This is a genomic window from Streptomyces sp. NBC_01451 (assembly GCF_036227485.1).
GTDB lineage: Bacteria > Actinomycetota > Actinomycetes > Streptomycetales > Streptomycetaceae > Streptomyces.
Genome location: NZ_CP109479.1, coordinates 8,633,889 through 8,660,231 on the forward strand (window position 1 = coordinate 8,633,889; position 26,343 = coordinate 8,660,231).

At 69.6% G+C, this 26,343-nt stretch carries 24 protein-coding genes and 1 pseudogene; 9 read left to right on the forward strand and 16 right to left on the reverse strand.

Annotated elements, in window-relative coordinates:
- Positions 1–426: 426 nt before the first annotated feature.
- The 3 genes from OG595_RS38020 to OG595_RS38030 all read right to left on the reverse strand — a co-directional run bounded on the left by OG595_RS38020 (position 427) and on the right by OG595_RS38030 (position 2,320).
- Positions 427–561, reverse strand: a complete 135-nt coding sequence (locus OG595_RS38020) for a hypothetical protein (protein ID WP_329280206.1) — start codon at positions 559–561, stop codon at positions 427–429.
- Between the two features lie 627 nt (positions 562–1,188).
- Positions 1,189–1,611, reverse strand: coding sequence for a hypothetical protein (locus tag OG595_RS38025; protein WP_329280208.1), 423 nt, complete (start codon positions 1,609–1,611; stop codon positions 1,189–1,191).
- A gap of 184 nt (positions 1,612–1,795) precedes the next feature.
- Entirely contained in the window at positions 1,796–2,320 is a 525-nt protein-coding gene (locus tag OG595_RS38030) for an RNA polymerase sigma factor (protein WP_329280210.1), read from the reverse strand.
- A 181-nt stretch (positions 2,321–2,501) separates the two neighbouring features.
- On the opposite strand from OG595_RS38030, the gene OG595_RS38035 reads away from it, so the two are divergent.
- Positions 2,502–3,098 (forward strand): TetR/AcrR family transcriptional regulator, encoded by a 597-nt coding sequence (locus OG595_RS38035; protein WP_329280213.1) that lies wholly within the window; start codon positions 2,502–2,504, stop codon positions 3,096–3,098.
- A 236-nt stretch (positions 3,099–3,334) separates the two neighbouring features.
- On the opposite strand, the gene OG595_RS38040 is transcribed toward OG595_RS38035, so the two are convergent.
- From OG595_RS38040 to OG595_RS38050, 3 genes and pseudogenes are all read right to left on the reverse strand, one after another.
- Positions 3,335–3,583, reverse strand: a complete 249-nt coding sequence (locus OG595_RS38040; protein ID WP_329280215.1) for a hypothetical protein — start codon at positions 3,581–3,583, stop codon at positions 3,335–3,337.
- Between the two features lie 463 nt (positions 3,584–4,046).
- Positions 4,047–4,316 (reverse strand): annotated as a pseudogene (locus OG595_RS38045) (transposase family protein); the annotation flags it as partial.
- Positions 4,317–4,370: 54 nt separating this feature from the next.
- A complete protein-coding gene (locus tag OG595_RS38050) occupies positions 4,371–4,844 on the reverse strand; it encodes an MOSC domain-containing protein (RefSeq protein WP_329283517.1) in 474 nt (157 codons plus the stop codon).
- A 191-nt stretch (positions 4,845–5,035) separates the two neighbouring features.
- Here OG595_RS38050 and OG595_RS38055 point away from each other — a divergent pair, with 191 nt between their 5' ends.
- Positions 5,036–5,416 carry a nuclear transport factor 2 family protein gene (locus OG595_RS38055; RefSeq protein ID WP_329280218.1) on the forward strand — a complete coding sequence of 127 codons (381 nt, stop codon included), beginning with the start codon at positions 5,036–5,038 and terminating at the stop codon, positions 5,414–5,416.
- Between the two features lie 107 nt (positions 5,417–5,523).
- On the opposite strand, the gene OG595_RS38060 is transcribed toward OG595_RS38055, so the two are convergent.
- Positions 5,524–6,402, reverse strand: a complete 879-nt coding sequence (locus tag OG595_RS38060) for an alpha/beta fold hydrolase (RefSeq protein ID WP_329280220.1) — start codon at positions 6,400–6,402, stop codon at positions 5,524–5,526.
- 422 nt (positions 6,403–6,824) lie between these two features.
- Between OG595_RS38060 and OG595_RS38065 the strand changes: the two genes are divergently transcribed.
- Positions 6,825–7,400 carry a PadR family transcriptional regulator gene (locus OG595_RS38065; protein ID WP_329280223.1) on the forward strand — a complete coding sequence of 192 codons (576 nt, stop codon included), beginning with the start codon at positions 6,825–6,827 and terminating at the stop codon, positions 7,398–7,400.
- Positions 7,401–7,486: 86 nt separating this feature from the next.
- Here the strand turns inward: OG595_RS38065 and OG595_RS38070 are convergent, their stop codons facing one another.
- The 3 genes from OG595_RS38070 to OG595_RS38080 form a co-directional block, all read right to left on the reverse strand.
- Positions 7,487–8,785 (reverse strand): DUF3533 domain-containing protein, encoded by a 1,299-nt coding sequence (locus OG595_RS38070; RefSeq protein ID WP_329280225.1) that lies wholly within the window; start codon positions 8,783–8,785, stop codon positions 7,487–7,489.
- Between the two features lie 69 nt (positions 8,786–8,854).
- Positions 8,855–9,661 carry an SGNH/GDSL hydrolase family protein gene (locus tag OG595_RS38075; protein WP_329280227.1) on the reverse strand — a complete coding sequence of 269 codons (807 nt, stop codon included), beginning with the start codon at positions 9,659–9,661 and terminating at the stop codon, positions 8,855–8,857.
- A gap of 1,155 nt (positions 9,662–10,816) precedes the next feature.
- The gene (locus OG595_RS38080) at positions 10,817–11,392 is read right to left on the reverse strand and encodes a TetR/AcrR family transcriptional regulator (protein ID WP_329280230.1); all 576 of its coding nucleotides are present in this window, start codon (positions 11,390–11,392) and stop codon (positions 10,817–10,819) included.
- Positions 11,393–11,498: 106 nt separating this feature from the next.
- Between OG595_RS38080 and OG595_RS38085 the strand changes: the two genes are divergently transcribed.
- From OG595_RS38085 to OG595_RS38100, 4 genes are all read left to right on the forward strand, one after another.
- On the forward strand, positions 11,499–12,464 hold the full coding sequence (locus OG595_RS38085; protein WP_329280232.1) for an SDR family NAD(P)-dependent oxidoreductase: 966 nt from the start codon (positions 11,499–11,501) through the stop codon (positions 12,462–12,464).
- 42 nt (positions 12,465–12,506) lie between these two features.
- Positions 12,507–13,322: an SDR family oxidoreductase gene (locus OG595_RS38090; RefSeq protein WP_329280234.1), complete on the forward strand. Its 816-nt coding sequence runs from the start codon at positions 12,507–12,509 to the stop codon at positions 13,320–13,322.
- A 91-nt stretch (positions 13,323–13,413) separates the two neighbouring features.
- On the forward strand, positions 13,414–14,127 hold the full coding sequence (locus OG595_RS38095) for a YceI family protein (protein ID WP_329280236.1): 714 nt from the start codon (positions 13,414–13,416) through the stop codon (positions 14,125–14,127).
- A gap of 63 nt (positions 14,128–14,190) precedes the next feature.
- The gene (locus OG595_RS38100) at positions 14,191–15,138 is read left to right on the forward strand and encodes a nuclear transport factor 2 family protein (RefSeq protein ID WP_329280238.1); all 948 of its coding nucleotides are present in this window, start codon (positions 14,191–14,193) and stop codon (positions 15,136–15,138) included.
- Positions 15,139–16,001: 863 nt separating this feature from the next.
- Here the strand turns inward: OG595_RS38100 and exaC are convergent.
- From exaC to xylB, 6 genes are all read right to left on the reverse strand, one after another.
- A complete protein-coding gene (gene exaC, locus OG595_RS38105) occupies positions 16,002–17,525 on the reverse strand; it encodes an acetaldehyde dehydrogenase ExaC (RefSeq protein WP_329280240.1) in 1,524 nt (507 codons plus the stop codon).
- A gap of 243 nt (positions 17,526–17,768) precedes the next feature.
- Complete coding sequence (locus OG595_RS38110) at positions 17,769–19,049, reverse strand: GAF domain-containing protein (RefSeq protein WP_329280243.1); 1,281 nt, start codon at positions 19,047–19,049, stop codon at positions 17,769–17,771.
- Positions 19,050–19,155: 106 nt separating this feature from the next.
- On the reverse strand, positions 19,156–19,755 hold the full coding sequence (locus OG595_RS38115; RefSeq protein WP_329280245.1) for an N-acetylmuramoyl-L-alanine amidase: 600 nt from the start codon (positions 19,753–19,755) through the stop codon (positions 19,156–19,158).
- A 99-nt stretch (positions 19,756–19,854) separates the two neighbouring features.
- Entirely contained in the window at positions 19,855–20,868 is a 1,014-nt protein-coding gene (locus OG595_RS38120) for an acetamidase/formamidase family protein (protein WP_329280247.1), read from the reverse strand.
- Positions 20,869–21,085: 217 nt separating this feature from the next.
- Complete coding sequence (locus OG595_RS38125) at positions 21,086–22,294, reverse strand: ROK family transcriptional regulator (protein ID WP_329280249.1); 1,209 nt, start codon at positions 22,292–22,294, stop codon at positions 21,086–21,088.
- 117 nt (positions 22,295–22,411) lie between these two features.
- On the reverse strand, positions 22,412–23,857 hold the full coding sequence (xylB, locus tag OG595_RS38130; protein WP_329280251.1) for a xylulokinase: 1,446 nt from the start codon (positions 23,855–23,857) through the stop codon (positions 22,412–22,414).
- Positions 23,858–24,059: 202 nt separating this feature from the next.
- Between xylB and xylA the strand changes: the two genes are divergently transcribed.
- Complete coding sequence (gene xylA / locus OG595_RS38135) at positions 24,060–25,226, forward strand: xylose isomerase (RefSeq protein ID WP_329280254.1); 1,167 nt, start codon at positions 24,060–24,062, stop codon at positions 25,224–25,226.
- A gap of 386 nt (positions 25,227–25,612) precedes the next feature.
- On the forward strand, positions 25,613–26,317 hold the full coding sequence (locus OG595_RS38140; protein ID WP_329280256.1) for a hypothetical protein: 705 nt from the start codon (positions 25,613–25,615) through the stop codon (positions 26,315–26,317).
- Positions 26,318–26,343 lie beyond the last annotated feature (26 nt).

Consider the following 26,343-nt stretch of genomic DNA (forward strand, 5'->3'; position numbering starts at 1 on the left):
CACCCACTGCCTCGCCCACCAGCACGCTCTGGAGCTGCTGGTGTCGCCGCCCGCACGATGGCGGTCTTCGCCGGCAGCAACCATCAGACGCTGGGCACCTGTCGCACGGCCGCATCGCTCGGGCCGCGCATTTCGGACGACGTCACGTGGTCGGCTTCGACGATCTGCCCTTCGCGGACTGGGTGACTCCGCGTCTGACGACCGTGCCCACGCCGCTCGCCGACATGACGGCGCTCGCCGCCTGCCTGGTTCCGCAGGCGCAGTCCGGACTGCACGGGCCGAGGCCGCCACCGAGCCCGTCGTACGGGACAGTGGCGGGCCTCCGCCGACGACGGGGCGAGCTGTGCTACGTCGTCCGAACGGGTTCGGCGCCCCGGAGAGGAGTCTCCACGGCGCTGGACCGCGGTGGCAGCTTCTGCACCGCGGCTATGCCCTCCGTGCCGGACTCGGCAAGGGGGGCAGTCCGGCGGCCGTGGTGACCTTGGTGAGGGAGCCGTTCCTGCCGATGCGGAAGCCGTCGACGGTGCCGGACGTCCCGTTCTGCACGCTGGTTCTCGGCATAACGCGGGGTCAGGATGACCTGCGCGACAGTCGTGCTCGGTCCGCGGGTATCAAGGGGGTGTATCCGTGGGTTCGGCGGGCACCGCTGGGTGGGTCAGCGGTCACCCGGTAGATGCTGCTGACACATCACCCAACTGCCGCGCAGCACAACGCACTTCATTCTGAGAGGGCGTAAATCCGTTGCTGGTTACGGCCGCGTCCGGGTTGTTCGAGGAGCTGGCGGGCGAGTCGTCCAGCGGACTTCGCCGGGCCAGCCGTCGTGGGGCCTTCCGGAAGGGCCGACCGCCCGGACAGCGCGGCCCCCCCTGCCGGCCAGCGGTCGCGTTTCGGCGTCGACGTCGCCCGCGGCCGGTGGCGCCACCCCGCACGCCGGCACCGTGCCCGCCCCGACCTGTCTCCCACCGACATCGCCCCCTGTAGCGCGGCGCTTCTCATATGCCGTCAGCAAGGGCGGGGGCCGAGGGCGAGCGCCGGCTGCTACTGGGGGCGGTGTCCGGTGCCGTCCCCGCCCAGGTCGTCGGGCAGGGCGATGCGAGAGGTGACGCGTTTACCGACCGGCTCCCGCTGAACCTCGCAACGAGGCGACGGCAGGCCTTGCGGGACGGATCAGCCGCCGAGTTTGTGGGCTCACTGTCCGAACGCTCGGTCGTAGAGGCTCCGTAGCTTCGGGGTGGCCTCGGCATCGCCGTAGCACGCCGGGACCTTGCCGTCCTTGGCGTAGACGAGGTAGGTCTGGCCGACGGTGAACTCCTGGCCGAATGACTCCGGTTGTCCTTCGTGGGTGTTGTCGAGCCGCACGGTGGAGGCGTCTTCTCCGCGGTACCAGTGGTCCACCCGGAGAGTGACCTGGTCGCCGTCGCTGGAGGTCACGGTGCCCTCGAAGGCGGTCGTGTACTGGCGCAGGGTGTAGACGTCGAGCTCGGCGCACGCTGTGGCGAGGCCGCCGCCCGTGTCCTGCTGGACGGCCAGGGCCGGCGGGGCGGCCGCGGACGGAGGAGTGTCGCGGGCCGCCGTGACTCCCCAGGTGATGCCGGCTCCCACCGTGAGCACAGCGGCGGCTGGTGCGGCCAGCAGCAGGGGGCGGCGCGGGGGCGGTCCGATGTGCGGGGGGAGGTGCGGACTGTGGTGTCGGCGGTCATGGTGGCCTCCAGGAGACGGTTGATGTCGGGCTGGGGAGAATCAGAGGTCCGCGCCGGGTCGATGGCCCTGATCCTGGCCAGCAGTTCTTCGTCGTTCACCGGTTGCTCCTTCCTCCATCCATCTCATGTCCGGCCTTGTCGTCATTCTTTCGGTCAAGCAGAGTGGCGAGCCTTTTCTTTGCCCTGTGCAGGCGGATGCTGACGGCGTTGGCGGTCAGTTCGGTCACTTCCGCTGTCTCGCGCGGGGTCAGCTCCTCCCATGCCCAGAGCAGCACCACCTCACGATCCAGAGCGCCGAGTGTGCCGAGCGCGGCATGGAGTTCGGGGTGGTCGACTTCCCCGGGCGTTGGCGGCGGTGCGGTACGGGTCAGCCGCTCCACGAGTCGGAGCCGACGCCCGTCCGCCCGGCGGGCGTCGGACAGGCAGCCGCGTGCGACGCCGTAACACCAGGGCGGCATGCTGTCGGGGTCGGTCACGTGACCCTTCCCGAACCCGGGCACGTCCTCGATGCGGCGCCAGAGCGCGAGCATCGTCTCCGCGAGGATGTCATCTGCCGCGTCGGCGTCCGCCCGGCGCAGCAGATACCGGCGCAGCGGCTTTGCCACCGCGCGCCAGCGCATCGAAGCGGGCTTCTCGGGGCGCGTCTCCGCCCGGACGCGAAGCCTCAGAAGACCGCCGCCCCGGCGTAGCGGGACCGTACTCACATGCCCTCCCGGCCTGTGGGCGGCGCGAAGACTGCCCCGCCAAAGCGCTGTAAACCGATCGGTTTTCATTTCGTCCGAATCGAGATACCCTCGCGGTATGACCACCGAAGTGAGGCCAAGTACCAGAGAGCGGCTGCTGGAGGCAGCGGCCACGCTCACGTACCGAGACGGCGTCAATGTGGGCGTAGAAGCGCTGTGCAAGGCGGCGGGGGTGTCGAAGCGCTCCATGTACCAGCTGTTCGAGAGCAAGGACGAACTGCTGGCCGCGAGCCTGAAGGAGCGTTCCGCTGCCTTCGTAGCGAGGGCCCTGCCGCCGGCGGACGATACTTGTTCCCCTCGCGAGCGGATCCTGTACGTCTTCGAGCGGGTGGAGTCGCAGGCGGGTGCGCCCGACTTCCAAGGCTGCCGATACCTGGCTGCTCAGATCGAGCTCAAAGACCAGACCCACCCCGCGAGCCGGGTGGCCCACCAGATCAAAGCGAACCTGACGGCCTTTTTCCGTTCCGAGGCCGAACGGGGCGGGGCAAGAGATCCCGAACTGCTGGCCCGGCAGCTCAGCCTGGTCTTCGACGGCGCCAGCGCCCGCGCCGGCATCGGCGCCGACAATCTGACCGGGCTCGTCACGCCCACCGTGACCGCCCTGCTCGATGCGGCTGCATGCACTGACGCATCCCCTTTCGAGCAGGCGCCGTGACTGTGCCCTCCTCATGCCGGTGGCTCCGCCCCTGATTCCCCGCAAGCGAGGGGGGGCTGTTGGGGTGTTGTTGACATGCGTGCCGCGCGCCAGGAAGGCCGTCGTCTCGTCGACATCGGCGCCCGACAGTAGGTAGCGGTCCCCCAGAGCCTTCTCCAGTCGGCCCAGACCGCTTACGGACTGACCCGCGATCGGGGTTGGGTCGTGCTGGCCTGGCGGTTCGGCTGGTTGGTGATTCAGCTGGCCGTCACGCGGACGTGCACCAGCTCGGTACTCGGCTTGTGGTGGGTCGTCCGCTGGGCGGCGCGGTCGGAGACCATGCCGACGATGGCTCGGTGGACTTCGCCGTAGTCCTCGCGGCGGCCGGTGTATCGCTGAAGTGGTCGCCACTGGCGGTGCTCGGCGTTGGTGTGCTCGACGCAGATCCGGCAGGAGGATTGGCGGCGGCGCATCTCGCGCCATCCGTATCGCTCGGTCAGCAGCACGCTGTCGATGTCCTCCGGCCTCCTGGGCGGGGCCGAGATCTGGCTGGGGAACCCGTTGGCCAGGCCCTGCCAGCCCTCTTCGACCTCGGCCTTGACCTGCGGGTACTGGCGGAACTGCTCCGCGATGCCTCGGTCCGAACGACGTTCCGGTCATGCATCCGGCCGGGCCGCTCGGCACCGGACCACAGGGTCCGGCCCTGATGGTCGCCGGTCGTGGTCGTCGTGACGGTGTTCTGCTTGCGCTTGCCGGAGATGAACGCCCGCCTGTCGACGCGGCCCCCTTCGGGCGGCGAACTTGGGTCTCCATGCCGCCGATGCGCAAGGTCACGCCCTCGGCGTCGGCATAGGCGAACACATCCTCCAGCGTGCGCAGCCGGATGCCAGGCCGGTCCGGCACGGCGAACCCGCGCGTGGCCAGCAGCGGTCGGATCTCGCTGATCACCCGGCCGACGGTGGAGGAGCCCACCTTGTAGATCACGCCCAGCGCCGCATGCGTCAGGCCCGTCCTCAGATGAACCAGTGTCACCAACACCCGGTCGATGAAGACCAGTTCGCACTTCGGGTCGGCGCCGATCTCGCGTTGCCGGGCACCATCACGCCGCTTGCGGCGCTCGGACTCGCAGTGGGCTTCGCAGTACGGCGCGAGCTCTTCGATCAACTCGCAGAGATGTTGGCACGAGTTGCCGCAGAAAGCATGATGAGCCTTGGTTGCGCGGGCCTGCTTGATGTTCACACCACAAGAACCCGCGCGGCCATCAACGCGGCAGGGCCTGCTCGGGCGGGGAGGTCAGACCCGGTCGAGGGGCCGACGCCGCCCGGCCGGGAGTTCCAGCGTGATCGTGTCTCCGGGACGGATCACGCCGCTTGCTTGGACGACGCCCATGATTCCGGTCTCGCGCACGACGTTCCCGGCCTCGTCGCGGCCGACGACCTTCCTGAGCGGTCCGTCCTGCAAATTATCGATCTGCAGACAGGGATTGCGCAGGCCGGTGACCTCCACGGTCGCCTCGTCGCCGATGCGCAGCCGTGTCCCGACGGGCAGGCAGAACAGATCGATGCCGCTCGTGGTGATGTTCTCGCCGAGATCGCCCGGTGTCACGTTGAACCCCTCTCCGCCGACTTCGGTGAAGAGCTTCTGGTGAACGAGGTGGACCTGGCGCAGGTTTGGCTGGGTAGGGTCCTGCGCGACACGAGAGCGGTGCTTGACCGTGACACCGGCGTGCACCTCTCCCTCCACTCCGAGCCCGGCGAGCAACGTGATGCCGGCCCGGTTGGGCTTGGTGAACGACTACTCGCTGTTGCTGCTCACTGCCGATACCGTCCCGCTCATCTTGCGGACCCTCTATGCGCGAGCGATGACTCGCTACGAGCCCAGCCCGCAGCCTCAGCGCACGGCACCCTGCGATCAATCTCGGGTCACCCGTTAGCCGCATCACCCTTGGCCACGGCGGCGTGGCCGTACACCTGCAGTTGCAGGTGTACGGGGTGGCCGCTCTGCTGGCCGACGTCGTCGTCTTCACCAGCCCCGTCACCTTCAAGCCGTACCCGGGCAAGGCCATCACCGCGGCGATCCTGCGCGGCGTGCTCCGGGTCTTCGAGGACTTCACCTACGTCCGCGAGATCGCCAACCCCGACGGCCGCGATCACGCCTTCGTCTTCACCGCCACTGTCGCCGGCAAGCAACTCCAGGGATGCGACTTCCTGCACTTCGACGACGACGGGAAGATCGACGAGTCCACGGTGATGGTGCGACCGCTCTCCGCCGCCCAGGCGCTCGGCGAGGCCATGGGCGCCCAGTTCGAGCAGATCGCCCGAGAGGCCGCCGAACAGTAACCACGACAGGCGAGAGAACGGTGCGGTTATGGGACGTCCGCGCATGTCCATGAACGCGGAGCTCGCGGCGAACCCGAAGTTGACGTCGCCGACCACGTGCTGGGCGGTCAGGCCACCGCGTTCAGTACGTCGGCCAGTACGTCGGGTCGTTCCAGGGCGATGAAGTGGCCCGCTCCCGGCACCTGGGTGAAGTCGGCGGCCGGCAGCAGCTCCTTGTTGGCCTGCCGGTCCGAAGGACGGGACCAGTCCTTCTCGCCGTAGACGAGGTGGACGGGTGCCTTGACCTCGGGGTAGCGCGAGCGGGCGGCGATGAGGCTGGGCAGGCTCTGGTAGACGGCCCGGGCGACGGTCGAGTAGCCGGGGCGGCCGCCCACCTGGAGGAGTTCGTCGAGGTAGTCCTCCCGCAGCGCGGTCCTGTCGACCACCCCGCCCTGAAGGATCCTGCGGACGACGGGCTTGGGCTCCACCCCGGCGACCACCGGGCCCACCCCCGGAGTGAGAACGCCGCCGACCACCACACGGGCGAGAAGACCGGACCGGGCGATCCCGTCACGGAAGTCGTACGTGTTGACCGCCACGACGCGTCGTACCCGATCCGGGAGATCGGCCGCGGCGGTCAGGGCGAGCACCGCGCCCATGGACTCCCCGACCAACGTCACGTCGTGGAGGTCGAGTTCGGTCAGGAGCCGCTCGACGCCCGCACGCATCGCGGGCTCGTCGTACGAGGCCCCGGGCACGATCTCGGAGTAGCCCATCCCCGGCAGGTCGAGGGCGTACACGGTGTACCGGTCCGCGATCAGCGGGATGAGGAGGCGGAAGTGCTCGGCCTGGGTGCGCACGGTGTGCAGCAGAACCAGGGGAGCGCCGGTGCCCGCTCTGAGGTAGCGCAGGGTCCCCTCACGACTGTGGCGTCCTGTGCGCGGGGCGAGGGTGTGGCTGGTGGTCCCCGGGATGTGAATCGTGGGACGTGACTCTGAGCTGGGCATCTGCTGGCTCCTCGTTGTGGGAACTGCGGCGGACGGGTGATTCGGGCAGGGCCCGCCCGAAGGGGGCGTGACCACGGACCAGCCCTTGGATTCGGCGGAAACCGACCGGTTTCCATCATCGTAAACCGATCGGTTTCCGAGCGCAAGACTGAGGCTGCCGGCCACGGCCATAGGGCCAGTGGACAGGAGAGACGTGAGACTGTCATCCGCACAGTGGTCGCGGATTTCGCACTCAAGGCCTACTGCGGCACCTCTGGCCAGGTCGCCGCTCTCGACGGCCTTGTGGGAGGGGTGCGTGAACTCGACTCTGATAGTCAAAAATATTAATAGGTGCGGTAGGTGGTAGGTGACCCATTAGGGTTTGTCCACAGGGTAGGTGTGACTATTAGTCAAGTAGTTGATTAGTCTGTTAGCTTGCTTCCATGGCTTTGCGGAACGCGGTGATGGCCGCGCTGTTGGAGGGCGAGGCGTCCGGGTACGACCTCGCGAAGGCGTTCGATGCGACGGTCGCCAACTTCTGGATGTCGACGCCTCAGCAGCTCTACCGGGAGCTGGATCGCATGGAGACCGAAGGGCTTGTCACGGCCCGTGTCGTCGAGCAGAAGCGCCGCCCCAACAAGCGGCTGTTCTCCTTGACGGTGGCCGGGCGGAAGGCCGTCCACGCCTACACCGCCGAGTCCTTGGTCAAACCGGCGGTGATCCGGGACGAGTTGCTTGTCAAGGTGCAGTGCCTGGACGCGGGGGACATGGAAGAGGTCCGGACCGCCATCACGGAGCGCATGGAGTGGGCCACCGCCAAGCTGGCCCGCTACGAGCGGCTCCGGCGGCGCCTGCTCGACGGGCGCTCCGAGGAGGCGTACTTCGCCGAGGCCGAGCGCATCGGCCCGTATCTCACCCTGCTGCGCGGGATGTCGTTCGAGCGGGAGAACCTCCAGTGGGGGGACATGGCGCTGCGCAGGATCGAACAGCGCACGGCCGCGCTCCGGGCCGACGGCTGACCGCGACGATCCCACCTGCACGATCAGTCAACAAAGTGGGGGGTGGGGGCGATCGTGCCAGCCCCCACCCCCCACCGGCGCTCGGACTATGCCCGGGTGAGGACCGGCCGCGGTTCCTCGTCGGCGGGAATGCGATGCAGTCCCTTGCGGTCGTAGAACCGGGTCACGCCGAAGCCGAAGAGGCCGGCGACCGCGAGTCCCACGCCCAGCATCACCCAGCCCCGGGTCAGACCCGCGTCGGCCTGGGCGTCGTAGTAGAGGATGGAGCGGACGGCGCCTGTGATCTGGCGCAGGGGCTCGAACTCGCCGAGGACGCGGTAGAAGCCGGGGAGGGCTTGGAGGGGGACCGTGGCGCCGGACGTCGGTACTGCCATGGCGATGTAGAAGATCGTGATGAACAGCATCCCCGGCGTGCCGAACACAGCGAGCAGTCCGAGCCCGCCGATGCCGACAACCGCGATCGTGCACACGGAGAAGAGCCACAGCAGGGGCAGGTGGGAGGCGTCCATGCCCATGATGCCCACTGCACCGGCCAGGGCCAGGCTGCCCATGAGCAGGGACAGACCGATCATGAGCGTGCTACTGATGGACAGGGTCTGGACGCGAGTCGCGCGCAGCAGCGGCTTGTGGACCCGCAGCGGGCCCATGTCGCTGTGGGTGTAGCCGAGGGCGTGGTCCACCTGGCCGCTGATGACGTTGGCGGCGAGCATGCCGCAGACGACGAGGACGAGGGAGTAGTAGAAGGCACTCAGACCGAGGCCGCTGTGCGAGTCGAGCGGATGCCCGTCCTCGATCTGCACGACCGCCGGGTCGGCCAGCAGCAGGCGCGCGGCAGCGGGCAGCTGGGCCTGTGCGGCCTCGGCCTGAGCGGTCAGCTGTTCACCCACCTGAGCGGAGGCCGACTGCGCGGCCGTCGTCGTGGCCTGCCGCGCCATGCTCGACCCCACGCTGCCGGCGGACTGGTTGGTCAGCACGGTGAGTGTGGGGCGGACGGGCTTGCCGACCGCCCCGGAGCCGGTGAGGGCGGCGACAGTGGCGGTGAAGTCGCGGGGCACGACGAGCGCGCCGAACAGCTTGCCCTTGCCCAGTTCCTCCTTCATCTCCTTCTCGTCCATCAGCTTCCAGTCGATCCTGTCTCCGCCCTGGGACGACTTCTTGATCGACTGGGTGATCTGTGCACCGAGGTCGGTCTGCTTGCCACCGACCTTCGACCCCTCATCGGCGCTGACCAGGCCGACGGGCAGATTGTGCAGGTGACCGGCGGGGTCGATGTTGGCGCCGACGTAGAACACCGTGAACAGCAGTGCCACGAAGCCCACGATGACGCCGTTGACGATCCACAGACGCTTCGCGCGCAGGACGCGGAAGGGGTGGGCGTTACTCATTTCCAGCTCCGGTACGAGGAAGAGGGAAGTGCAGCAGGAGGAGCCGTCGGCGTCGTCGCGGGCGGAGCCTCATGCGGCTGGGGAGGTGTCCCCGGTGGGCGCGGCCACCGGAAGTAGCGCCGGCCGCTTGGCCTGGCGGCCGTCGCCGGAGGAGCGGCCACGAATGCGGCGGCCGACCCAAGGGCCGAGGAAGGTGCCGGCCCAGCGCAGTTCGGCGCCCACGGTCCTCCAGGCGGAGACGTCTGTCCCCTCGGCCGGAAGGGGAAGGGTCCACTTGCCGTCGCTGCCCGGCAGGCCGAGCGCCTGGGCCGCGGCAGCCGCGATGCGCGCGTGTCCCAGTGGGCCGGCGTGCAGCCGGTCAGCACTCCACAACCGCGGATCGGTCGCCGCCGCGTGAGCGGCCGTCTCCGCCACCACCACACCGTGGCGGTCGGCGGCATCCCGGATACGCGCGTTGAGTGCGAGAACACGGTGACCGATCGGTCGGGCCAGCGGCGTGATACGCCCGACATCGGGAAACATGAGGGTCGCGACGGTGGCACCCTGCGCGGTGAGAGCGGCGAACATCGCCTCGACATGGCCGGCCACCTCGTCGAGGTCGCAGCCCGGGCGCAACGCATCGTTGACCCCGGCCACCACGGTGGCGAGGTCGGGCCGCATCGCGAGAGCCGGAGCCAGCTGCTCGGCGCGCACCTGACCGGCCTTACGGCCGCGCACCGCGAGGTTGGCGTAGAGCAGGCCGGGGCTGTGGCGGGCGACCTGCTCGGCGAGCCGGTCCGCCCAGCCCCGAAGACCACGGACGTCGTCGCCGTCCCCGAGCCCCTCGGTGTGACTGTCGCCCAGGGCGACATAGCGCAGATACCCACTGCTCGACACGGGGCCGACCGCCTCTCGTCAACGCTGCTGGTAGAAGTGGCACACGGCCATGGCTAAACAACTAGGCACCTAGTCGTATTGTTGAGTATGAGAATAGCCGCCGGGCTCACCTTCCTGCAAAGTGATGCCGTTCAGGCAGGAGCTGAGGCAGCCGAGGGCGGTCCACCGCCGCAGTCCACCGCCTTGGCCCCGTGCCGACCTCACCGCCCATTGCTCTTCGGACCTGAGCACCGACCACGGTCTGAGCCGGCGCCTGAGCGCCCGGGTCGTCAACGGCATGCACAACGAGGACGCGGCCGGCTTCACCATCGCCCGCCGTGTCACGCCGAAACGCCCGTACCGGGTCACCTTCACCGGTGGCGTCCACGGCCCGGGCGACAACGCCTATTGCCAGGCCGCCATGCCCCCGGCTCACGCAGGCGTGCGCGCCGTGGCTGCGCGAGAGCCCGTACCGCGGGCGCGTCTCCAATGTGGCATCCCGCATCTACTTCACCGGCGCGCCGGGCCAGATCGCCTACGTGGCCGGGAAGGGGCGCGCTCATCGGCATGGCCCGGGTGATGGAGCGCGAGCTGGGCGAGTGCCGGGTCACGGTCAACGCGGTGGCGCCCGCCCAGGTCGCGATTCCAGGGACTCGGGCGCATTCGGGCGACGAGGTCGTCGCCGCGACCTTGCGGCAGCAGTCCACATCTGCTTGCAGGCGCGCCGGCTCTCCTCCAGTCGCTCGAAGCGCTCGCCGGTCGGGGGGAACGGCACTCTGGCGCCGGTGTGCTCACGTTGGCACCGGGCTGTGCCGAGTCCGGGGGAGGCCCGGCCGCCGGAGAGTACGTCGAGTGTGGTGACGATCTTGGCGAGCAGTCCGGATGACGGTATGTCACCTCTGTGACGAGCGGCCCGAGTCGGGTCGTCGAGGTGTGGGCCGCGAGATGGCCAAGGGTGGTGCAGCCCTCCAGCACGGCTCGTTCGCGGTGAGCCCGTACTCCTCCATCTGGAAGTAGTGGTCCTCATGACGGAGAGCCGGCTGATGCCGGCCTCCTCCGTGACCGCACATGCCGCGGCCGGCCCGGGTCCGAGGGCGGCCGGGCCGATGGGGTGGTCGGGCCGTCGAAGTGGTCGAAACGGCTGATGTGTACGCCCAGTCGCAGGCGGTCTCCAGTTCAGTCCGTGCGGTGGCGGAGTCCGTCGAGGAGTAGATCGAGCATGCGGCCCGCGCGGTCGCGCAGCCCCATGTCGGTGGTGATCAGCAGGATGCCGCCGAGGCTGAAGCCGACGTCGAGGGGGTCGACGTCGGAGCGCAGGACGCCCGCCTCGGCCCCGGCCTTCAGTAGCGTGCTGATGGCCGTGCTGATTCGGTCCAGGCTCTCGGTGAACGGGTCCGAGTCACCGGAGGCGATGACGGCCTTCAGTGCGTCCGCCATGCCCTGCTTGGTGGTCAGATAGTCGATGAACCGGTCCATCCACACTCGCATCGCCTGGTCGGGCGGGTACTGAGTCAGTAGTTCCTCGGCGCTGTCGCAGACCCGCGCGACCTCGTTGCGGTATGCGGCCTCAAGCAGGGCCTCCCGGGTGGGGAAGTGCCGGTACAGAGTGCCGATGCCCACACCGGCCTCTCTGGCGATGCTCTCGAGCGACGCGTCCGTGCCCCGCTCGGAGAAGGCGCTTACGGCCACGTCGAGCAGGCGTTGCCGATTGCGGCGCGCGTCGGCACGCAGTCCGCGTGTGTTGCCGGTCACGGCATTCCTTCCTCCTGGACAATCGGAGGGCCCTCCGCTTAAGGTTCAAGCAAAACGGAGGAGCCTCCGATTTTTCGATCGTAGCAAACCGGGAGCACGTGCGGACATGACCACGAGCACACGTATCACCACCTCCTTCCATGCCGGATCCACGGCCGCCGACGTCATCGCGGGCACGGATCTCACCGGCCGCCGTGCCGTCGTCACCGGAGCCGCCTCCGGCATCGGTGTGGAGACCGCCCGGGCGCTCGCCGGGGCCGGCGCGCAGGTCGTCCTCGCCGTGCGGGACACGGCCGCTGGCCGCCGCACCGCGGAGGACGTCAAGATCACCACCGGCTCCGAGGCGGTGACGGTCGCCTCCCTGGATCTGACCGATCCGGCGTCCGTCGGGGCGTTCGTGACCGCATGGCAGGGGCCACTGCACATCCTCGTCAACAACGCGGGCGTGATGGCGACTCCGGAGACCCGGACGCCGCAGGGCTGGGAACTGCAGTTCGCCACCAACCACCTGGGGCACTTCGCCCTCGCCACCGGGCTGCACGGCGCTCTCGCGGCGGCCGGCGGTGCGCGCGTGGTGTCGGTGAGCTCCAGCGGACACCTCTTCTCACCCGTCGTCTTCGACGACCTCCACTTCACCGAGCGGCCGTACGACCCGTGGCTCGCCTACGGGCAGTCCAAGACGGCCAACGTGCTGTTCGCGGTCGAAGCCGGCCGACGCTGGTCCGACGACGGGATCGCGGTCAACGCGCTGATGCCCGGCGGGATCCGGACCAACCTGATGCGTCATGTCGGGGATGCCGAGATGGCGCAGTTCGGGGACCACCTCCAGGCCCTGATCGGTGAGGGGACGCAGCCGCCCGAGCTGTCCCTCAAGACGGTGGAGCAGGGCGCCGCGACCTCGGTGCTGCTGGCCGCGTCGCCCGTGGTCGACGGTGTCACCGGCCGGTACTTCGAGGACTGCGACGAGGCCGAACCGCACCGGCCCGGCACCAACACCGGGGTCGCCGCGCACGCCGTGGACCCGGAGGCGGCCGCGCTCCTGTGGCAGGTCTCCGAGTTGCTCCTGGCCTGACCTCCCACTCCATCAACTCCCTTTCCCCACTGGAAGGTTCTCGTGTCCAAGACCTGGTTCGTCACCGGCTCGTCCCGCGGCTTCGGCCGCTCGTTCGTCGAAGCCGCGCTGGATCGCGGAGACAGGGTCGCCGCGACCGCACGGAACACGGAGTCCCTGATGGACCTCGCGATCGCCTACGGCGAGCAGTTGCTCGCACTGCCCCTGGATGTCACCGACAAGACCGCCGCGTTCGACGCGGTCCACAAGGCCCACGCGGACTTCGGCCGACTCGATGTCGTCGTCAACAACGCCGGCTACGGCCACTTCGGCATGGTCGAGGAGCTGACCGAGGCCGAGGCACGCGACCAGATGGAAACGAACTTCTTCGGCGTGCTGTGGGTCACCCAGGCCGCGCTGCCGCTGCTGCGCGCCCAGGGCGGCGGCCACATCGTCCAGGTCTCCTCCGTCGGCGGCGTGCTCTCCTTCCCGAGTCTGGGGGTCTACGCCGCCTCCAAGTGGGCGGTGGAGGGGCTGTCCGAGGCCCTGGCCGCCGAGGTAGCCGGGCAGAACATCAAGGTCACCCTGGTCGAGCCCGGCCCCTATCCCACCGACTGGCCCGGCGCCTCCGCGGTCAACTCCGAGCCCGACCCGCTCTACGACGGAGTCCGCCAGGCCCTCGCCGAGGGCCTTGACCTGTCCGACATGGGCGATCCGAAGGCCGTCGGTCCCGCCCTGCTGACGATCGTGGATGCCGAGAACCCGCCGCTGCGGGTGTTCTTCGGCAGGCCGCCGATCCAGCTGGCCAAGGACCACTACGCGCGCAAGCTGGCCACCTGGGCCGAGTGGGAGCACGTCTCCCTCACAGCCCACGGCTGACCCCACGGCATTCATGGCCCAGGGTGCTTTCTGACCCAATACTTGAACTTTCAAGATCAATGACCCGATCATCTGTATCCCGGAGGAACCAATGGCACGCACCACCCCCAGACGCTGGAAGCGCTGGCTGATCGTCGGCGTTGCCGCCGCAGCCCTCGTGGGCGTCGGAGGCCCGTACGTCTACATCAACTACGTCCAGGACGACCCACCAGCCGCGCTGTCACTCGACAGTCCGCCGAACGGGCCGGAGACCACCTCCGGCTCCGGCGAGCAGGCGCCGGAGGGCGTCGAGGGCGCGTGGCGGGTGGGCAGCGGCTCGCAGGCCGGCTACCGCGTCGACGAGGTGCTCTTCGGCCAGAACGTCACGGCCGTGGGCCGTACCGAAGAGGTCACCGGAGAGCTGGAGATCGAGGGCACCCGGGCTGTGAGCGGGAGCTTCACCGTCGACCTGGCCTCGGTGCGGAGCGACTCCGACCAACGCGACGGCCAGTTCCGCGGCCGGATCATGAACACGGAGCGGTACCCCAATGCCGTCTTCGAGCTCACCGAGCCCGTGGACTTCGGCTCGGTGCCGGACGGGAGCGAACAGGTCACCGGCGAGGCCACGGGGGATCTGACCATCCACGGCGAGACCAATTCCGTCACGTTCGACCTCAACGCCCAGCGCGCCGCCGACGGCTTCCGCGTGAACGGCTCGATCCCCGTCACCTTCGCCGACTACGGCGTCGACGCACCGAACTTCGGTGGGATCGCCGTCGAGGACGAGGGGACCGTCGAGTTCCTCCTCGCCTTCAGCCCCGGGTGATTCCACCGCCCACAGCCATCACGTAACGCATCGCTCATCGCATCCGTATTGGAGAACACCGTCATGAGCAAGACCCACTTGTCCAGGAGGACCGTCGCCGCTCTGCTGGCCACGGCGACCATCGGATCCATGGCCGTATTCGTGCCCGCCGCCACGGCGTCCGCTCCCGCCTCCTCCCTGACCGTCGCGGACTCCCGGCAGGCGAACCCCCACGCCGAGGAGCGCAACAAGCGCGTCGCCGTCCGCGTACTCAGGCAGCTCTTCGAAGAGGGCAACCTCAAGGTCGCCGACCAGTACATCCGTGCGGACTACATCCAGCACAACCCGATGGCCCCCGACGGCCGGGAGGCCATCAAGAACTTCATCCGTGACTGGCACGCGCGGTTCCCGGACCACGTGTACAACGTCAAGCGGGTCATCGCCCAGGGTGACCTGGTCATGGTCCACTCCAACCCGGTCTACGAACCCGGCACCCGCGGTTCGTCCGTGGTCGACATCTTCCGCTTCGACAGGAAGGGCATGATCGCCGAGCACTGGGACGTGGTCCAGGACGTACCGGCGACCACCGTCAACGGCAACGACATGTTCGGCACGGTCAGCCGGCCGCGCACGAACCAGCCCGGCCCCCGCTGGATGACCGCCTTCAGCCAGAAGGTGGCCACCGCCTACTTCGACACCCTCCTCGTCGACAAGAACCCCGAAGCGGTCAGGTACCTGACGCCGGAGTACTACCAGCACAACCCGACCATCCCCAACGGCTCGGCCGGCCTGCGCGAGCAGTTCACCGGCTTCTTCCAGCAGTTCCCGAACCTGATCGTGGAACGCAAGCGCGTCATCGCCCAAGGCGACCTCGTGGCGATCCACGCCCACTACCGCCTCAACCCCGAGGACCGCGGCCAGGCCGTCGTGGACATTTTCCGCGTCGGCAAGCACGGCAAGATCCTCGAACACTGGGACTCCGTCCAGGACGTGCCGTCGACCCCTCCCCTCAACGACAACACCATGTTCTGAGCCCATTCCGCTACGAGGGCCTGCCACGGGGGCTTGCCATAAGCATCGGAAGAGCGGGAAGCCGCTGGTGGCACGGTTCGGTGGGATCCCACTCCAGCGGCAGAGGCCGGCGGAAATCGCCGACCGTCAGCCGGTCCGGGTGGAGTATCCACAGAAGGAACCCATCGCGAGACTCTGACGGACAGTTGCGATATCTGCGATATCTGCGAGAGCGAGGGCAATGTGCCAGTGCGTCATGTCCGTGCTCTCGCCGACCTCGCACATTCCGGATGGCGGCCTTTGACCGGGCGCGGGTAATTCCGCACCGGCGTCGCAGGGCCGTTGTGGCCTGCGATACCTGCCATGACCGAATCCATCCAAAACGGCCTGCCACTACATTCGCGCAGTAGTCGGTGGAGGGCCGGACGACCGGGAAACCGTCATGTCCAATTCGGCGGGAGGCCGCGCGGAGCCGGCAGGCACCGCGCGGCCTCCCCAGCCTCCCGCCTGTCGGGCTGCCGCCGACTGAAACATCGGCATCTCGTTCTGGCCGGCCTCCGGAGTCGACCCGGCGGAGTGCGCACGCCGCGCCGGGCAGGGCATCCAGGTTCTCTTCCGCTACTACGCCAAGTTCCTGGCCGAAACGCGCAACCTGGCCAACCGGCTGATCGAGGAGTCCATGCAGCGGTGGGCTGCGCCGAGGGACGACGCGCAGTGTGTCGTAGCTTGACTCTGGCCCGGAAACGGCCCGGAACTGCTGGTCGGACCGGCGACACAGGTGGGAGAGATCGGAAGTAGGAGCCCGTTTCGAATCTCGGATTAGTTGTGCGTCCCGAAGGGCGCCTGAAGGGCATCGTCCTTGTTCAGGCGCCCTTTTTCTGTGTCTAGAAGAAGCCCAGCTTCTTCGGCGAGTAGCTCACCAGCAGATTCTTCGTCTGCTGGTAGTGCTCCAGCATCATCTTGTGGTTCTCGCGGCCGATCCCGGACTGCTTGTAGCCGCCGAACGCCGCGTGCGCCGGATAGGCGTGGTAGCAGTTCGTCCACACCCGGCCCGCCTGGATCGCGCGGCCCGCCCGGTACGCGGTGTTCATGTCCCGGGTCCACACGCCCGCCCCGAGGCCGTACAGCGTGTCGTTGGCGGTCTTGATCGCGTCGTCGAAGTCGTCGAACGGGGTCACGGACACCACGGGCCCGAAGATCTCCTCCTGGAAGATGCGCATCCGGTTGTCGCCCTCGAAGATGGTCGGCTGGACGTAGTAACCGCCCTTCAACTCACCGTCGTACTCGATGCGTTCGCCACCCGTGAGGACCCTGGCGCCCTCCTGACGGCCGATGTCCAGATAGGAGAGGATCTTCTCCAACTGGTCGTTGGAGGCCTGCGCGCCGATCATCGTGTCCGTGTCGAGCGGGTGCCCCGGTTTGATGAGCTCGGTGCGGGCGACCGCGGCCTGGAGGAAATCGCTGTAGTTGCCGCGCTGGATCAGTGCACGGGAGGGGCACGTACACACCTCGCCCTGGTTGAGCGCGAACATGGTGAAGCCTTCGAGCGCCTTGTCGCGGAAGTCGTCGTCCGCCGCCCACACGTCGTCGAAGAAGATGTTCGGTGACTTGCCGCCCAGCTCCAGCGTGACCGGCTTGATGTTCTCCGAGGCGTACTGCATGATCAGCCGCCCTGTCGTGGTCTCACCCGTGAACGCCACCTTCGCCACCCGCGCACTGGACGCGAGCGGCTTGCCCGCCTCCACCCCGAAGCCGTTGACGATGTTCACGACACCCGGCGGCAGCAGGTCCGAGATCAGGCTCATCCAGTAGTGGAGAGACGCCGGCGTCTGTTCGGCGGGCTTGATCACGACCGCGTTGCCCGCCGCGAGCGCGGGCGCCAGCTTCCAGACCGCCATCAGGATGGGGAAGTTCCACGGGATGATCTGCGCGACCACACCGAGCGGCTCATGGAAGTGGTACGCCACCGTGTCGTCGTCGAGTTCGCCGAGCGACCCCTCCTGCGCGCGGATCGCGCCCGCGAAGTAGCGGAAGTGGTCGATGGCGAGCGGGATGTCGGCGGCGAGCGTCTCCCGTACCGGCTTGCCGTTCTCCCAGGTCTCGGCGACCGCCAGTGCTTCGAGGTTCGCCTCCATCCGGTCGGCGATCTTCAGCAGGATGTCGGACCTCTGGGTCACCGACGTACGTCCCCATGCCGGCGCCGCCGCGTGTGCCGCGTCGAGCGCGAGCTCCACGTCCTCGGCGGTGCCCCGCGCGATCTCCGTGAACGGCTGTCCGTTCACCGGGCTCGGGTTCTCGAAGTATTGCCCGCGGGCCGGCGGCACGTACTCGCCGCCGATGAAGTGGTCGTAGCGCGCCTGGTAGGAGACGATCGCGCCCTCGGTACCGGGCGCCGCGTAACGAGTCATGCTGTGGCCTGCCTCCTTCAGCAGAGCTGCCCGCCGTTGGGCCGCTCTCGCCGCGAGGCTAGAAGCGCCGAGGTTGCAGACAGGTTGCGCACGAGTGCCTGGGGACGGGGAGGCGCCGGGTGCGTACGGGGTCAGCCGTGGGCACGTGAAGCCTACGAGGGTGCCGCAGCGCGTGCCGACATGTGCCGGACACCCACGTGAGCCGGAGGACCCGCATTCCAGGTCTCCGGTACCGGCGTACCGTCAGCGCCGGGCGGTCCGATGTGCCCAACCCCGTGGCGCCGCCTGTTCCGACTCCAGTTCGTTCAGGCGTGCCAGTACGGCCGCCGCCGGCCGCACCGCCGCGAGCGCACGCCATACGGCGAGGTCGTCCTCGCCCCATGGCGCGTGGGCCCAGTCGGCCAGCAGGTCCGGGTCCCGACGGGCGACCAGCGCCGTGCGCAGGCCGTCGGTGAGCCTGCGCCGCAGCCGGGCCACCGCCGGAGCCCGGGAACCGGGCAGCAGCGGACCGGCATAGGCCCGCACCGCCGTCGTGACCGCACCCGTCTCGATCGAGCGCTCCACGACGCCGATGTCCGACTCGACCGGCACCGTCAGCCTGTACGGCCGCGACGCCAGCAACCCCGGGGCCAGGACACGGCGGAGCCGGGCCAGTTCGGCGCGCAGCGTCACCGGGGTCACCGACTCGTCCTCGTACAGCGCGCACAGCAACTCGTCCCCGGTCAGCCCTTCCGGGTGGCGGGCGAGCAGGACGACGAGTTCGCTGTGCCGACGACTGAGCCGCAACGCACGCCCGGCGGCCAGCAGATGAGCCTCGTCCCGGCCCAGCGCGGTCAGTTCGAGCACGTCCGTGGCAGGGCCGGCCGGGGCGAGCAGCGCCAGCTGGGACTCGGCTGCCCGCGCCACCGCCTGCACGAACCCGAGGCTGTGCGGATGCGCGAGCCCGTCCCGGCCGGTGATGTCCACGGCACCCAGCACCCGTCCCGTACGCGGATCGTGCACCGGAGCCGCCGCGCACGTCCACGGCTGCACCTGACGGATGAAGTGCTCGGCCGCGAACACCTGCACCGGCCGGTCCACGGCGACCGCCGTACCCGGCGCGTTCGTACCGACCGCCGACTCCGCCCAACGCGCCCCCGGGACGAAGTTGATCCGCCCTGCCTGCCGTCTGGTGGTCGGATGTCCTTCGACCCACATCAGCCTGCCCTGCGCGTCGCACACCGCGAGCAGATGCTCGCCGTCGGCGGCGAAGGTGCCCATGAGTTCACGGAACAGGGGCATCACCCGAGCAAGCGGGTGTTCCGCGCGGTAGGCGCCGAGGTCGCCGTCCGTCAGGTCCACGCTCGCCGTGCAGTCCGGCCCCACCCCCGCTCGTGCGGAACGTCTCCAGGAGTCCGCCACCACCGAACGTACCGGCAGTGTCACCGTCCCTGCCTCGGTGAACGTCTCGTGCGCGCGGCGCAGTACCCGTCCCCGTTCGACGGGGTCGGCTCCCTGTTCCAGGGCCACCCATGGATCGGTCAACTGGGCCTCCCGGAAGGTGATGCGGCTGGTGACATCGTCACTCTGTGGATGGACGGGGACAACCGTTTCGACGCCAGGAGAACGGCCGACGGCACCACCGTCCCGCTCAGGCGGTGTTGACGAGGCGTATGTAGCGCGTCCAGTCCCAGTCCGGTCCGGGATCGGTGTGATCGGTACCGGGAACCTCGTAGTGCCCGATGATGTGCGTACGGTCCTTCGGTATGCCGTACCGCGTGCAGATCGTCGCGGTGAGTGCCGCCGACTTCTCGTACAGGGCTTCCGTGAAATAACCGGGTCGGTCCACCCACCCTTCGTGTTCGATGCCGATGCTGCGCAGGTTGTGGTTCCAGTCGCCCGCGTGCCAGGCGATGTCGTGCTCCCGTACGCACTGGGCCACGTGTCCGTCGCCGGACCGCACGACGTAGTGCGCGGAGACCTTCTTCTCCGGGTGCTGGAAGACGGCCAGGGTGTTGGCGTAGGAGGTCTGGGTGACATGGATGACGACGAGGTCGGGGACCCGGGACACCGGGTGGTCGGAGGGGGTGTAGTTGGCGGTGGTCGCCGGTTCCCACGTGGCGAGCGGATAGTCGAGGGACCGGGGCTGGGCGGCGACCCGGGGCGCGGGGAGAAGGGCGTAGGAGCCTGCGGCGAGAGCCGAGTTCTTCAACAGCCGCCGTCTGCTGGGGAACGACCTGGTCCGCTCCATGCGTGAAATGCCTTTCGACGGGGGCAGGGGAGTGGGGGCTACCGTTGATGAGACGCGTCGGTGTGCCGGGAGGATGCAGCCGTCCGAGAACGACTCGGCTCAGCGCTGGAGTGCCGTCGCCGTCTCGCGCAACTGTGCGTGCAGCCCGCGATGGGTCTCGCGGGCCGGCAGCCACTCCTTGCGGATCTTCGCCACGCAGGTGTAGTTGGTGTCGCAGACGTTGGCCAGCGGCGACTCGACGGCCTGTGTCGCGAACTGGTAGGCGTCCAGCTCACTGAACCCGTAGTCCCGCACCAGCCAGCGCACCAGGTCGAGCTGGGATATCCGGAACGCGTCCTCCAACGGCCGGGCCGAACCGGTCGAGATGATGTGCGTGTCGGACTCGATACGCGGCCAGGGGGTGGCGACTCCCTTGAGCAGCTCGACGATCACCACGGTGTTCATCGCGCACTCGACGGCGACCCCGCAGGTCTCGCCCTCGCCCTGGCGGGCGTGACCGTCGCCGAGGCTGAGCAGCGCGCCCTCGACGTTCACCCCGAGGTAGCAGGTGACACCGGCCCGCATCTCCGGTGTGTCCATGTTCCCGCCGTGCGCGTCGGGCACCAGCGCTGACCGCACCTCCAGGTTGGCGGGCGCCACTCCCACAGTGCCGTGCATCGGGTCCATGGGCAGCTCGATCTCGATGTCGCTGTCCCGCGCGCGGAACAGCGCCGTACGCCGCGTCCGGTCGAGCTGCCAGATCCAGACCGTCTCCGGCAGCGGCGGCTGCAGTGTGGCCGTGGTGTGCGTGGACGTGAGCGCCCCGAACAGCGGGACCGTCGTGGACGCCGCCCAGTCCCGGGCCGGTTCGATGGACACGAAGTGCACCGCCACCGTGTCGCCCGGTTCCGCGCCCTCCACATGGAAGGGACCCGTCTGCGGGTTCAGGAACGGGAACTCGCACACCTCGGACACCAGATCCTTCTCGGAACGCACACGTCCGGCGAAACAGTCCTCCGTGTACAGGTCGAGGACGGTGCCCGGCGCGATTCGCGCGACGGGAGGCGCGCCGCCGAACGTCCAGGCGTACTCGCCCGGTTCGGGGCGCACGGTCAGAATCCTGAGATCGGTCATCGCTGCACAGCTCCGTTCTGCGGAAGGTCGGCGGAGGGCGCGCACCACCCGGCACCATGGCGGGCCGCGCCTCACGTGGATCACGCTACGGCGCTTGGCGGTCGGGCAGGAAGAGCCCATGGATTTCGGTGGATGACCGCGCGATTGTGGACAACTCGGCCACTCCAACGGGTGACGTCGGCGTGCTGTGCGGTGGATCGAGGCTGGTCGGGCCCCTTCAGTCCCGCCCCGCCACGGCCCCCGGGTCGTCCAGCACCGCCCGCACCACCGAGTGCGCGGCGCCCAGCAGGGGACCTTCGGGGCCCAGCCGCGACACCGCCACCGCACAGGCGGGCCCCGCCGTACGCCGGGCCAGTTCCGCCTCCAGCGACGGCAGCAGCCACGGCGCCAGCCCGGACAGCGCACCGCCCAGGACGACAATCTCGGGGTCCAGCAGATTGACCGCCCCGGTCAGCGCGATACCGAGAGCCGTGCCTGCCCCTTCCAGAGCCCGCCGTACGTCTGGGTCCCCCTGGGCGGCGCGCTCCGCGAGCAGCCCGACGCGGTCCTCGCCCGGCTCGACTCCCGCCGCCAGCAGCACCGCCTCCTCGCCCGCGTACTGCTCCAGGCACCCGCGCCCGCCGCACGCGCACTCCGGCCCCTCCGGACGGACCGGCACATGCCCCAACTCGCCCGCGAACCCGCGGGTTCCACGCAGCAGCCGCCCGTCCACGACCACCGCGGCGCCGATACCGATCTCGGCCGACACATGCAGGAAGTCGGACGGAGTGCCGTCTCCGAGCCAGAGTTCCGCCAGCGCACCGAGGTTCGCCTCGTTGTCCACGGTCAGTGGGAACCCGGCGGGCAGGAGCGCGCCGAGATCCGTGTCGTGCCAGTCGAGGTTGGGGGCACGGACGACCGTGCGCCCGTCGCGGGCCACGAGCCCCGGCACGGCGACCGCGAGGCCGGCCGGCCACAGGCCCTCGCGCTCCACCTCGGCGATCACCTCCCGCACCAGCCCGGTCAGCTCCTCGATCACCGGTTCGGGGGAGCGCCCGCGGTTGGCGCCGTGTCGCACGGCGCGCGCCCGCACCGCGCCCCGCAGATCGACCGCGCAGACCGCGAGATGGTCGACACCGACCTCCGCGCCGATCCCTGCCGGACCGCGCCCGCTCACGGCGAGTGCCGACCCGGGGCGTCCGACCCGGCCGGGCCGCTCGGGGCCCAGCTCTTCGAGCAGCCCGGAGCGGATCAGCTCGTCCACGAGCGTCGACACCGCCGCCCGGGTCAGCCCGATGCGTGAGGCGACCCCGGCACGGGACAGCGGTCCCTCGGCGCTGACGGTGTGCATCACCCGCGCGAGGTTGCGGCGGCGCATGCCCTGCTGGGTGTCGGGCAGCCGGGCGCCGGCGCCGGGCGAACGGGCCTCGTGCAGCGGTGCGGTCATGCCTCCGTCAGTCCTCCGTGGGTGTCCGTGAGCCGACGTTCGTGGACGGACGAACGTCGGCGTCCTTCGGCGGACGGCGGTTGGGCACCGTCGACGCCCGTTCGCCCCTCGGAGCCGTCAGCGGGCGTCTGTCCCCCGCTCCAGCAGCGGCGATGCGTCGGAGAGTACCCCGGAGATCCGGTCCAGCGTCGCCTGGTCCCGCTCCACCGCGTCCAGGACCGGCCCCCGGGCCGTGTCCCAGCGCCGGGCCACCGCGGCCGGATCCTCGCCGGTCAGCAGGCCCGCCGCCTGTGCCGCGGCGCCGAGCGCGACCAGCTCCTTGGCCTCGGGCACCTGGGCGGGCCGCCCCGACAGCCGGCGTACGGTCTCCTGCCAGGCCCTACCGCGCGCGCCGCCGCCGATCAGCAGCAGCGGCGCCGATCGGTCCGCATCCGAGTCGAGCACCAGATCGAGAGCGCCGAGCAGCGAGTGGACCGCCCCGTCGTACGCGGCCTGGAGCAGCTGTCCGCCGGTCGTGTCGTGACGCAGCCCGTGCAGCAGCCCCGAGGCGTTCGGCAGGTTCGGGGTGCGCTCGCCGTCCAGGTAGGGCAGCAGGGTGACTCCTGTGCCGCGTTCGACGGCCTCGCGGTCCAGGCCGAGCAGGGCGGCGACGCGGTCCACGGCGAGCGTGCAGTTGAGGGTGCAGGCCAGCGGCAGCCAGTCGCCGCGCGCGTCGGCGAAGCCCGCGACGGTGCCGGTCGGGTCGGCGGGCCGGTGCGTCGAGACCGCGTACACGGTGCCCGACGTGCCGAGGCTCAGTACCGGAGTGCCGGGGCGCAACCCGAGGCCCAGCGCGGCGGCGGCGTTGTCCCCGGTGCCCGCGGCGACGAGGGTGCCTTTGGAGAAGGGCAGGCCGTGACCGTCACGCACGGTCCCGGCCACCTCACCCGGTCGGACCACCCGGGGCAGCAGCGCGGCATCGAGCCCCACGTGCGCGAGCACCTCCGCGTCGTACGTCTCCGTTCCGGACGCCCACCAGCCGGTGCCGGAGGCGTCGCCGCGGTCGGTGGTGCCCTGACCCGTGAGGCGCTCGGTGAGGTAGTCGTGGGGGAGTCTTACGGCTTTGACGGCGCGAATCGTCTCCGGCTCGTGTTCTGTCAGCCAGGCCCACTTCGTGACCGTGAAGGAGGCGCCCGGCACGCTTCCGGTGCGCTCCGCCCAGGTCTTCGCTCCGCCCAGTTCCTCGATCAGCCGGTCGGCCTGGGGCGCCGACCGCACGTCGTTCCACAGCATCGCCGGACGGACCGGCTCGCCCTGGGCGTCCAGGGTGACGAGCCCGTGCTGCTGGCCGCCGATCGACACGGCGGCGGCCTCGCGGGCCGCGTCACCGCATTGGCTCAGCGCCTCGCACAGGGCGTTCCACCACTGCCGCGGGTCGCTCTCGCGGCCCGCCCCGGTCGTGACGGTGTGCTGTGCCTGGCCGCTCGCCACGACCTGGCCGGTGGCCGCGTCGACGACCAGCGCCTTGGTGGACTGGGTCGACGTGTCCACGCCGACGACGAGCGGACCCTCGGCTGCTGACATCGGGTTCTCCCTCTTCCGCGGCTCCGCGGGATCTGGCCTGGTGTTTTCCGGTGCCTGTCCGGGTCGCGGCGACCCGTCCTCACCCTCAGTCTCTGCTCAGGGAAACGTTTCAGGGACGCGTTGTCTCTTCCCAGAGATGCTCCCGCATACTAATTTGTAAACCGCCATGACGAAATAGTCGGAGCAAGCAAGGAGCCGCGGCATGAACTACCAGCCCACCCCCGAGGACAGGTTCACCTTCGGCCTGTGGACCGTCGGCTGGCAGGGACGGGACCCGTTCGGCGACGCCACCCGCCGTGCGCTCGACCCGGTCGAGACGGTGCAGCGTCTGTCCGAGCTCGGTGCCCACGGAGTGACCTTCCACGACGACGACCTGATCCCCTTCGGGTCCTCGGACACCGAGCGCGAGTCGCACATCAAGCGCTTCCGCCAGGCCCTCGACGCGACCGGCATGCGCGTCCCGATGGCGACCACCAACCTCTTCACGCACCCCGTCTTCAAGGACGGCGCGTTCACCGCCAACGACCGCGAAGTGCGCCGCTACGCACTCCGCAAGACGATCCGCAACATCGACCTCGCGGTCGAACTCGGCGCGGAGACCTATGTCGCCTGGGGCGGCCGGGAAGGCGCCGAGTCCGGCGCCGCCAAGGACGTACGCGTCGCTCTGGACCGGATGAAGGAGGCCTTCGACCTTCTCGGCGAGTACGTGATCTCCCAGGGCTACGACCTGAAGTTCGCCATCGAGCCGAAGCCGAACGAGCCGCGCGGTGACATCCTGCTGCCGACGGTCGGCCACGCCCTGGCCTTCATCGAGCGCCTGGAGCGCCCGGAGATGTACGGCGTCAACCCCGAGGTCGGCCACGAACAGATGGCCGGGCTGAACTTCCCGCACGGCATCGCCCAGGCACTGTGGGCGGGCAAGCTCTTCCACATCGACCTCAACGGCCAGTCCGGCATCAAGTACGACCAGGACCTGCGCTTCGGCGCCGGCGACCTGCGTGCCGCCTTCTGGCTGGTCGACCTCCTGGAGACCGCCGGTTACGCGGGCCCGAAGCACTTCGACTTCAAGCCGCCGAGGACCGAGGACCTCGACGGCGTGTGGGCCTCGGCGGCCGGCTGCATGCGCAACTACCTCATCCTGAAGGAGCGTGCGGCCGCCTTCCGCGCCGACCCGGAGGTCCAGGCGGCGCTGCGCGCCTCGCGTCTGGACGAGCTGGCGCAGCAGACGGCGGCGGACGGTCTGGCGGGCCTGCTCGCGGACCGCTCGGCCTTCGAGGAGTTCGACGTGGACGCGACGGCCGCGCGCGGGATGGCCTTCGAACAGCTCGACCAGCTGGCCATGGACCACCTGCTGGGCGCGCGAGGCTGAATCGCGAACCGGGGACGCCTGTCCGTCGGTGGGCGTCCCCGGTCACTGGTGCATACAACTGTGCTCCGGTGGATCTCCTGTGACCGGGCCTGGCGCGGATTTCTCCGGAATCGTGCGGTCCATGGCATGAGCCCGTATCAACTTCCGCATGAGGGTCGCGTGCTGACCGGTTCGCGGCGAGTCTTGACGGTATGGCCATGCCGCCCGTACCGCCTCAGCCGCCCGGGCCGCCGGGAGACAGTCCGCCTCCGGGCGGTGGCTTCGGCCCGCCCTCCGGGGGAGGCTACGGCCCTCCCTATGAAGGCAACGCCAATGGTGGCTACGGTCCTCCTCCCGGAGGCCACGGACCTCCCACGCAGGGCGGCGGGGGCTGGCTGCCGCCGCCGATGCCGCCCGAACCGCCCGACGGACCGGGCGGACACCGAGGACCCGGCAGGCGTCCGAGCCCGCTGTTCATCCTGCTCGCGGCTGTCGTCGCGGTCGGAGTCGTCGTCGCGGTGGTACTCATGGTCGCCGGAGGCGACGACACCCCGGACAAGAACCCGCCCGGGAGCAGCCAGAGTTCAGGCCGGACCCCCGACCCGTCGTTCAGCATCCCGACCGAACTGCCGACCAGGCTTCCCACCAAGCTGCCCACATTGCCGTCCGGGCTCCCCACCGAGCTTCCGACCGAGTTCCCCACCGACCTGCCGAGCGAGTTCCCGAGCGACCTGGACTCGCTCGTCCCGCTGGCCGGCGACGAAGTGCCGTACTACATGCTGCGAACCGGCGACTGCTTCGACGCCGACGCCGCCCAGCCCGGACAGGCCGCGAAGCGCGAGTGCGGGGACCCGCACGATGCCGAGGTCGTGAAGGTGGCCGAACTCGAAGGCCGTTACGCGACGGACGTCGCCCTGAAGAACGCCGCCTACGCCCTGTGCAGGCCATCCCTGGAACGCGAGGCGGCAGCACAGCCCGCCGGTGCCGTGAGGGGGAGCCTGGTGCAGTATCCGGACACCGTGGGCTACCTGTTGGGCATCGACAAGGTCGCGTGCAGTCTGGCCGCCGACCTGGGCTCCGACACCCGGAAACTCACGACACCACTGACCTGAGGGCCGGGCGGATCGCGGTCCACGTG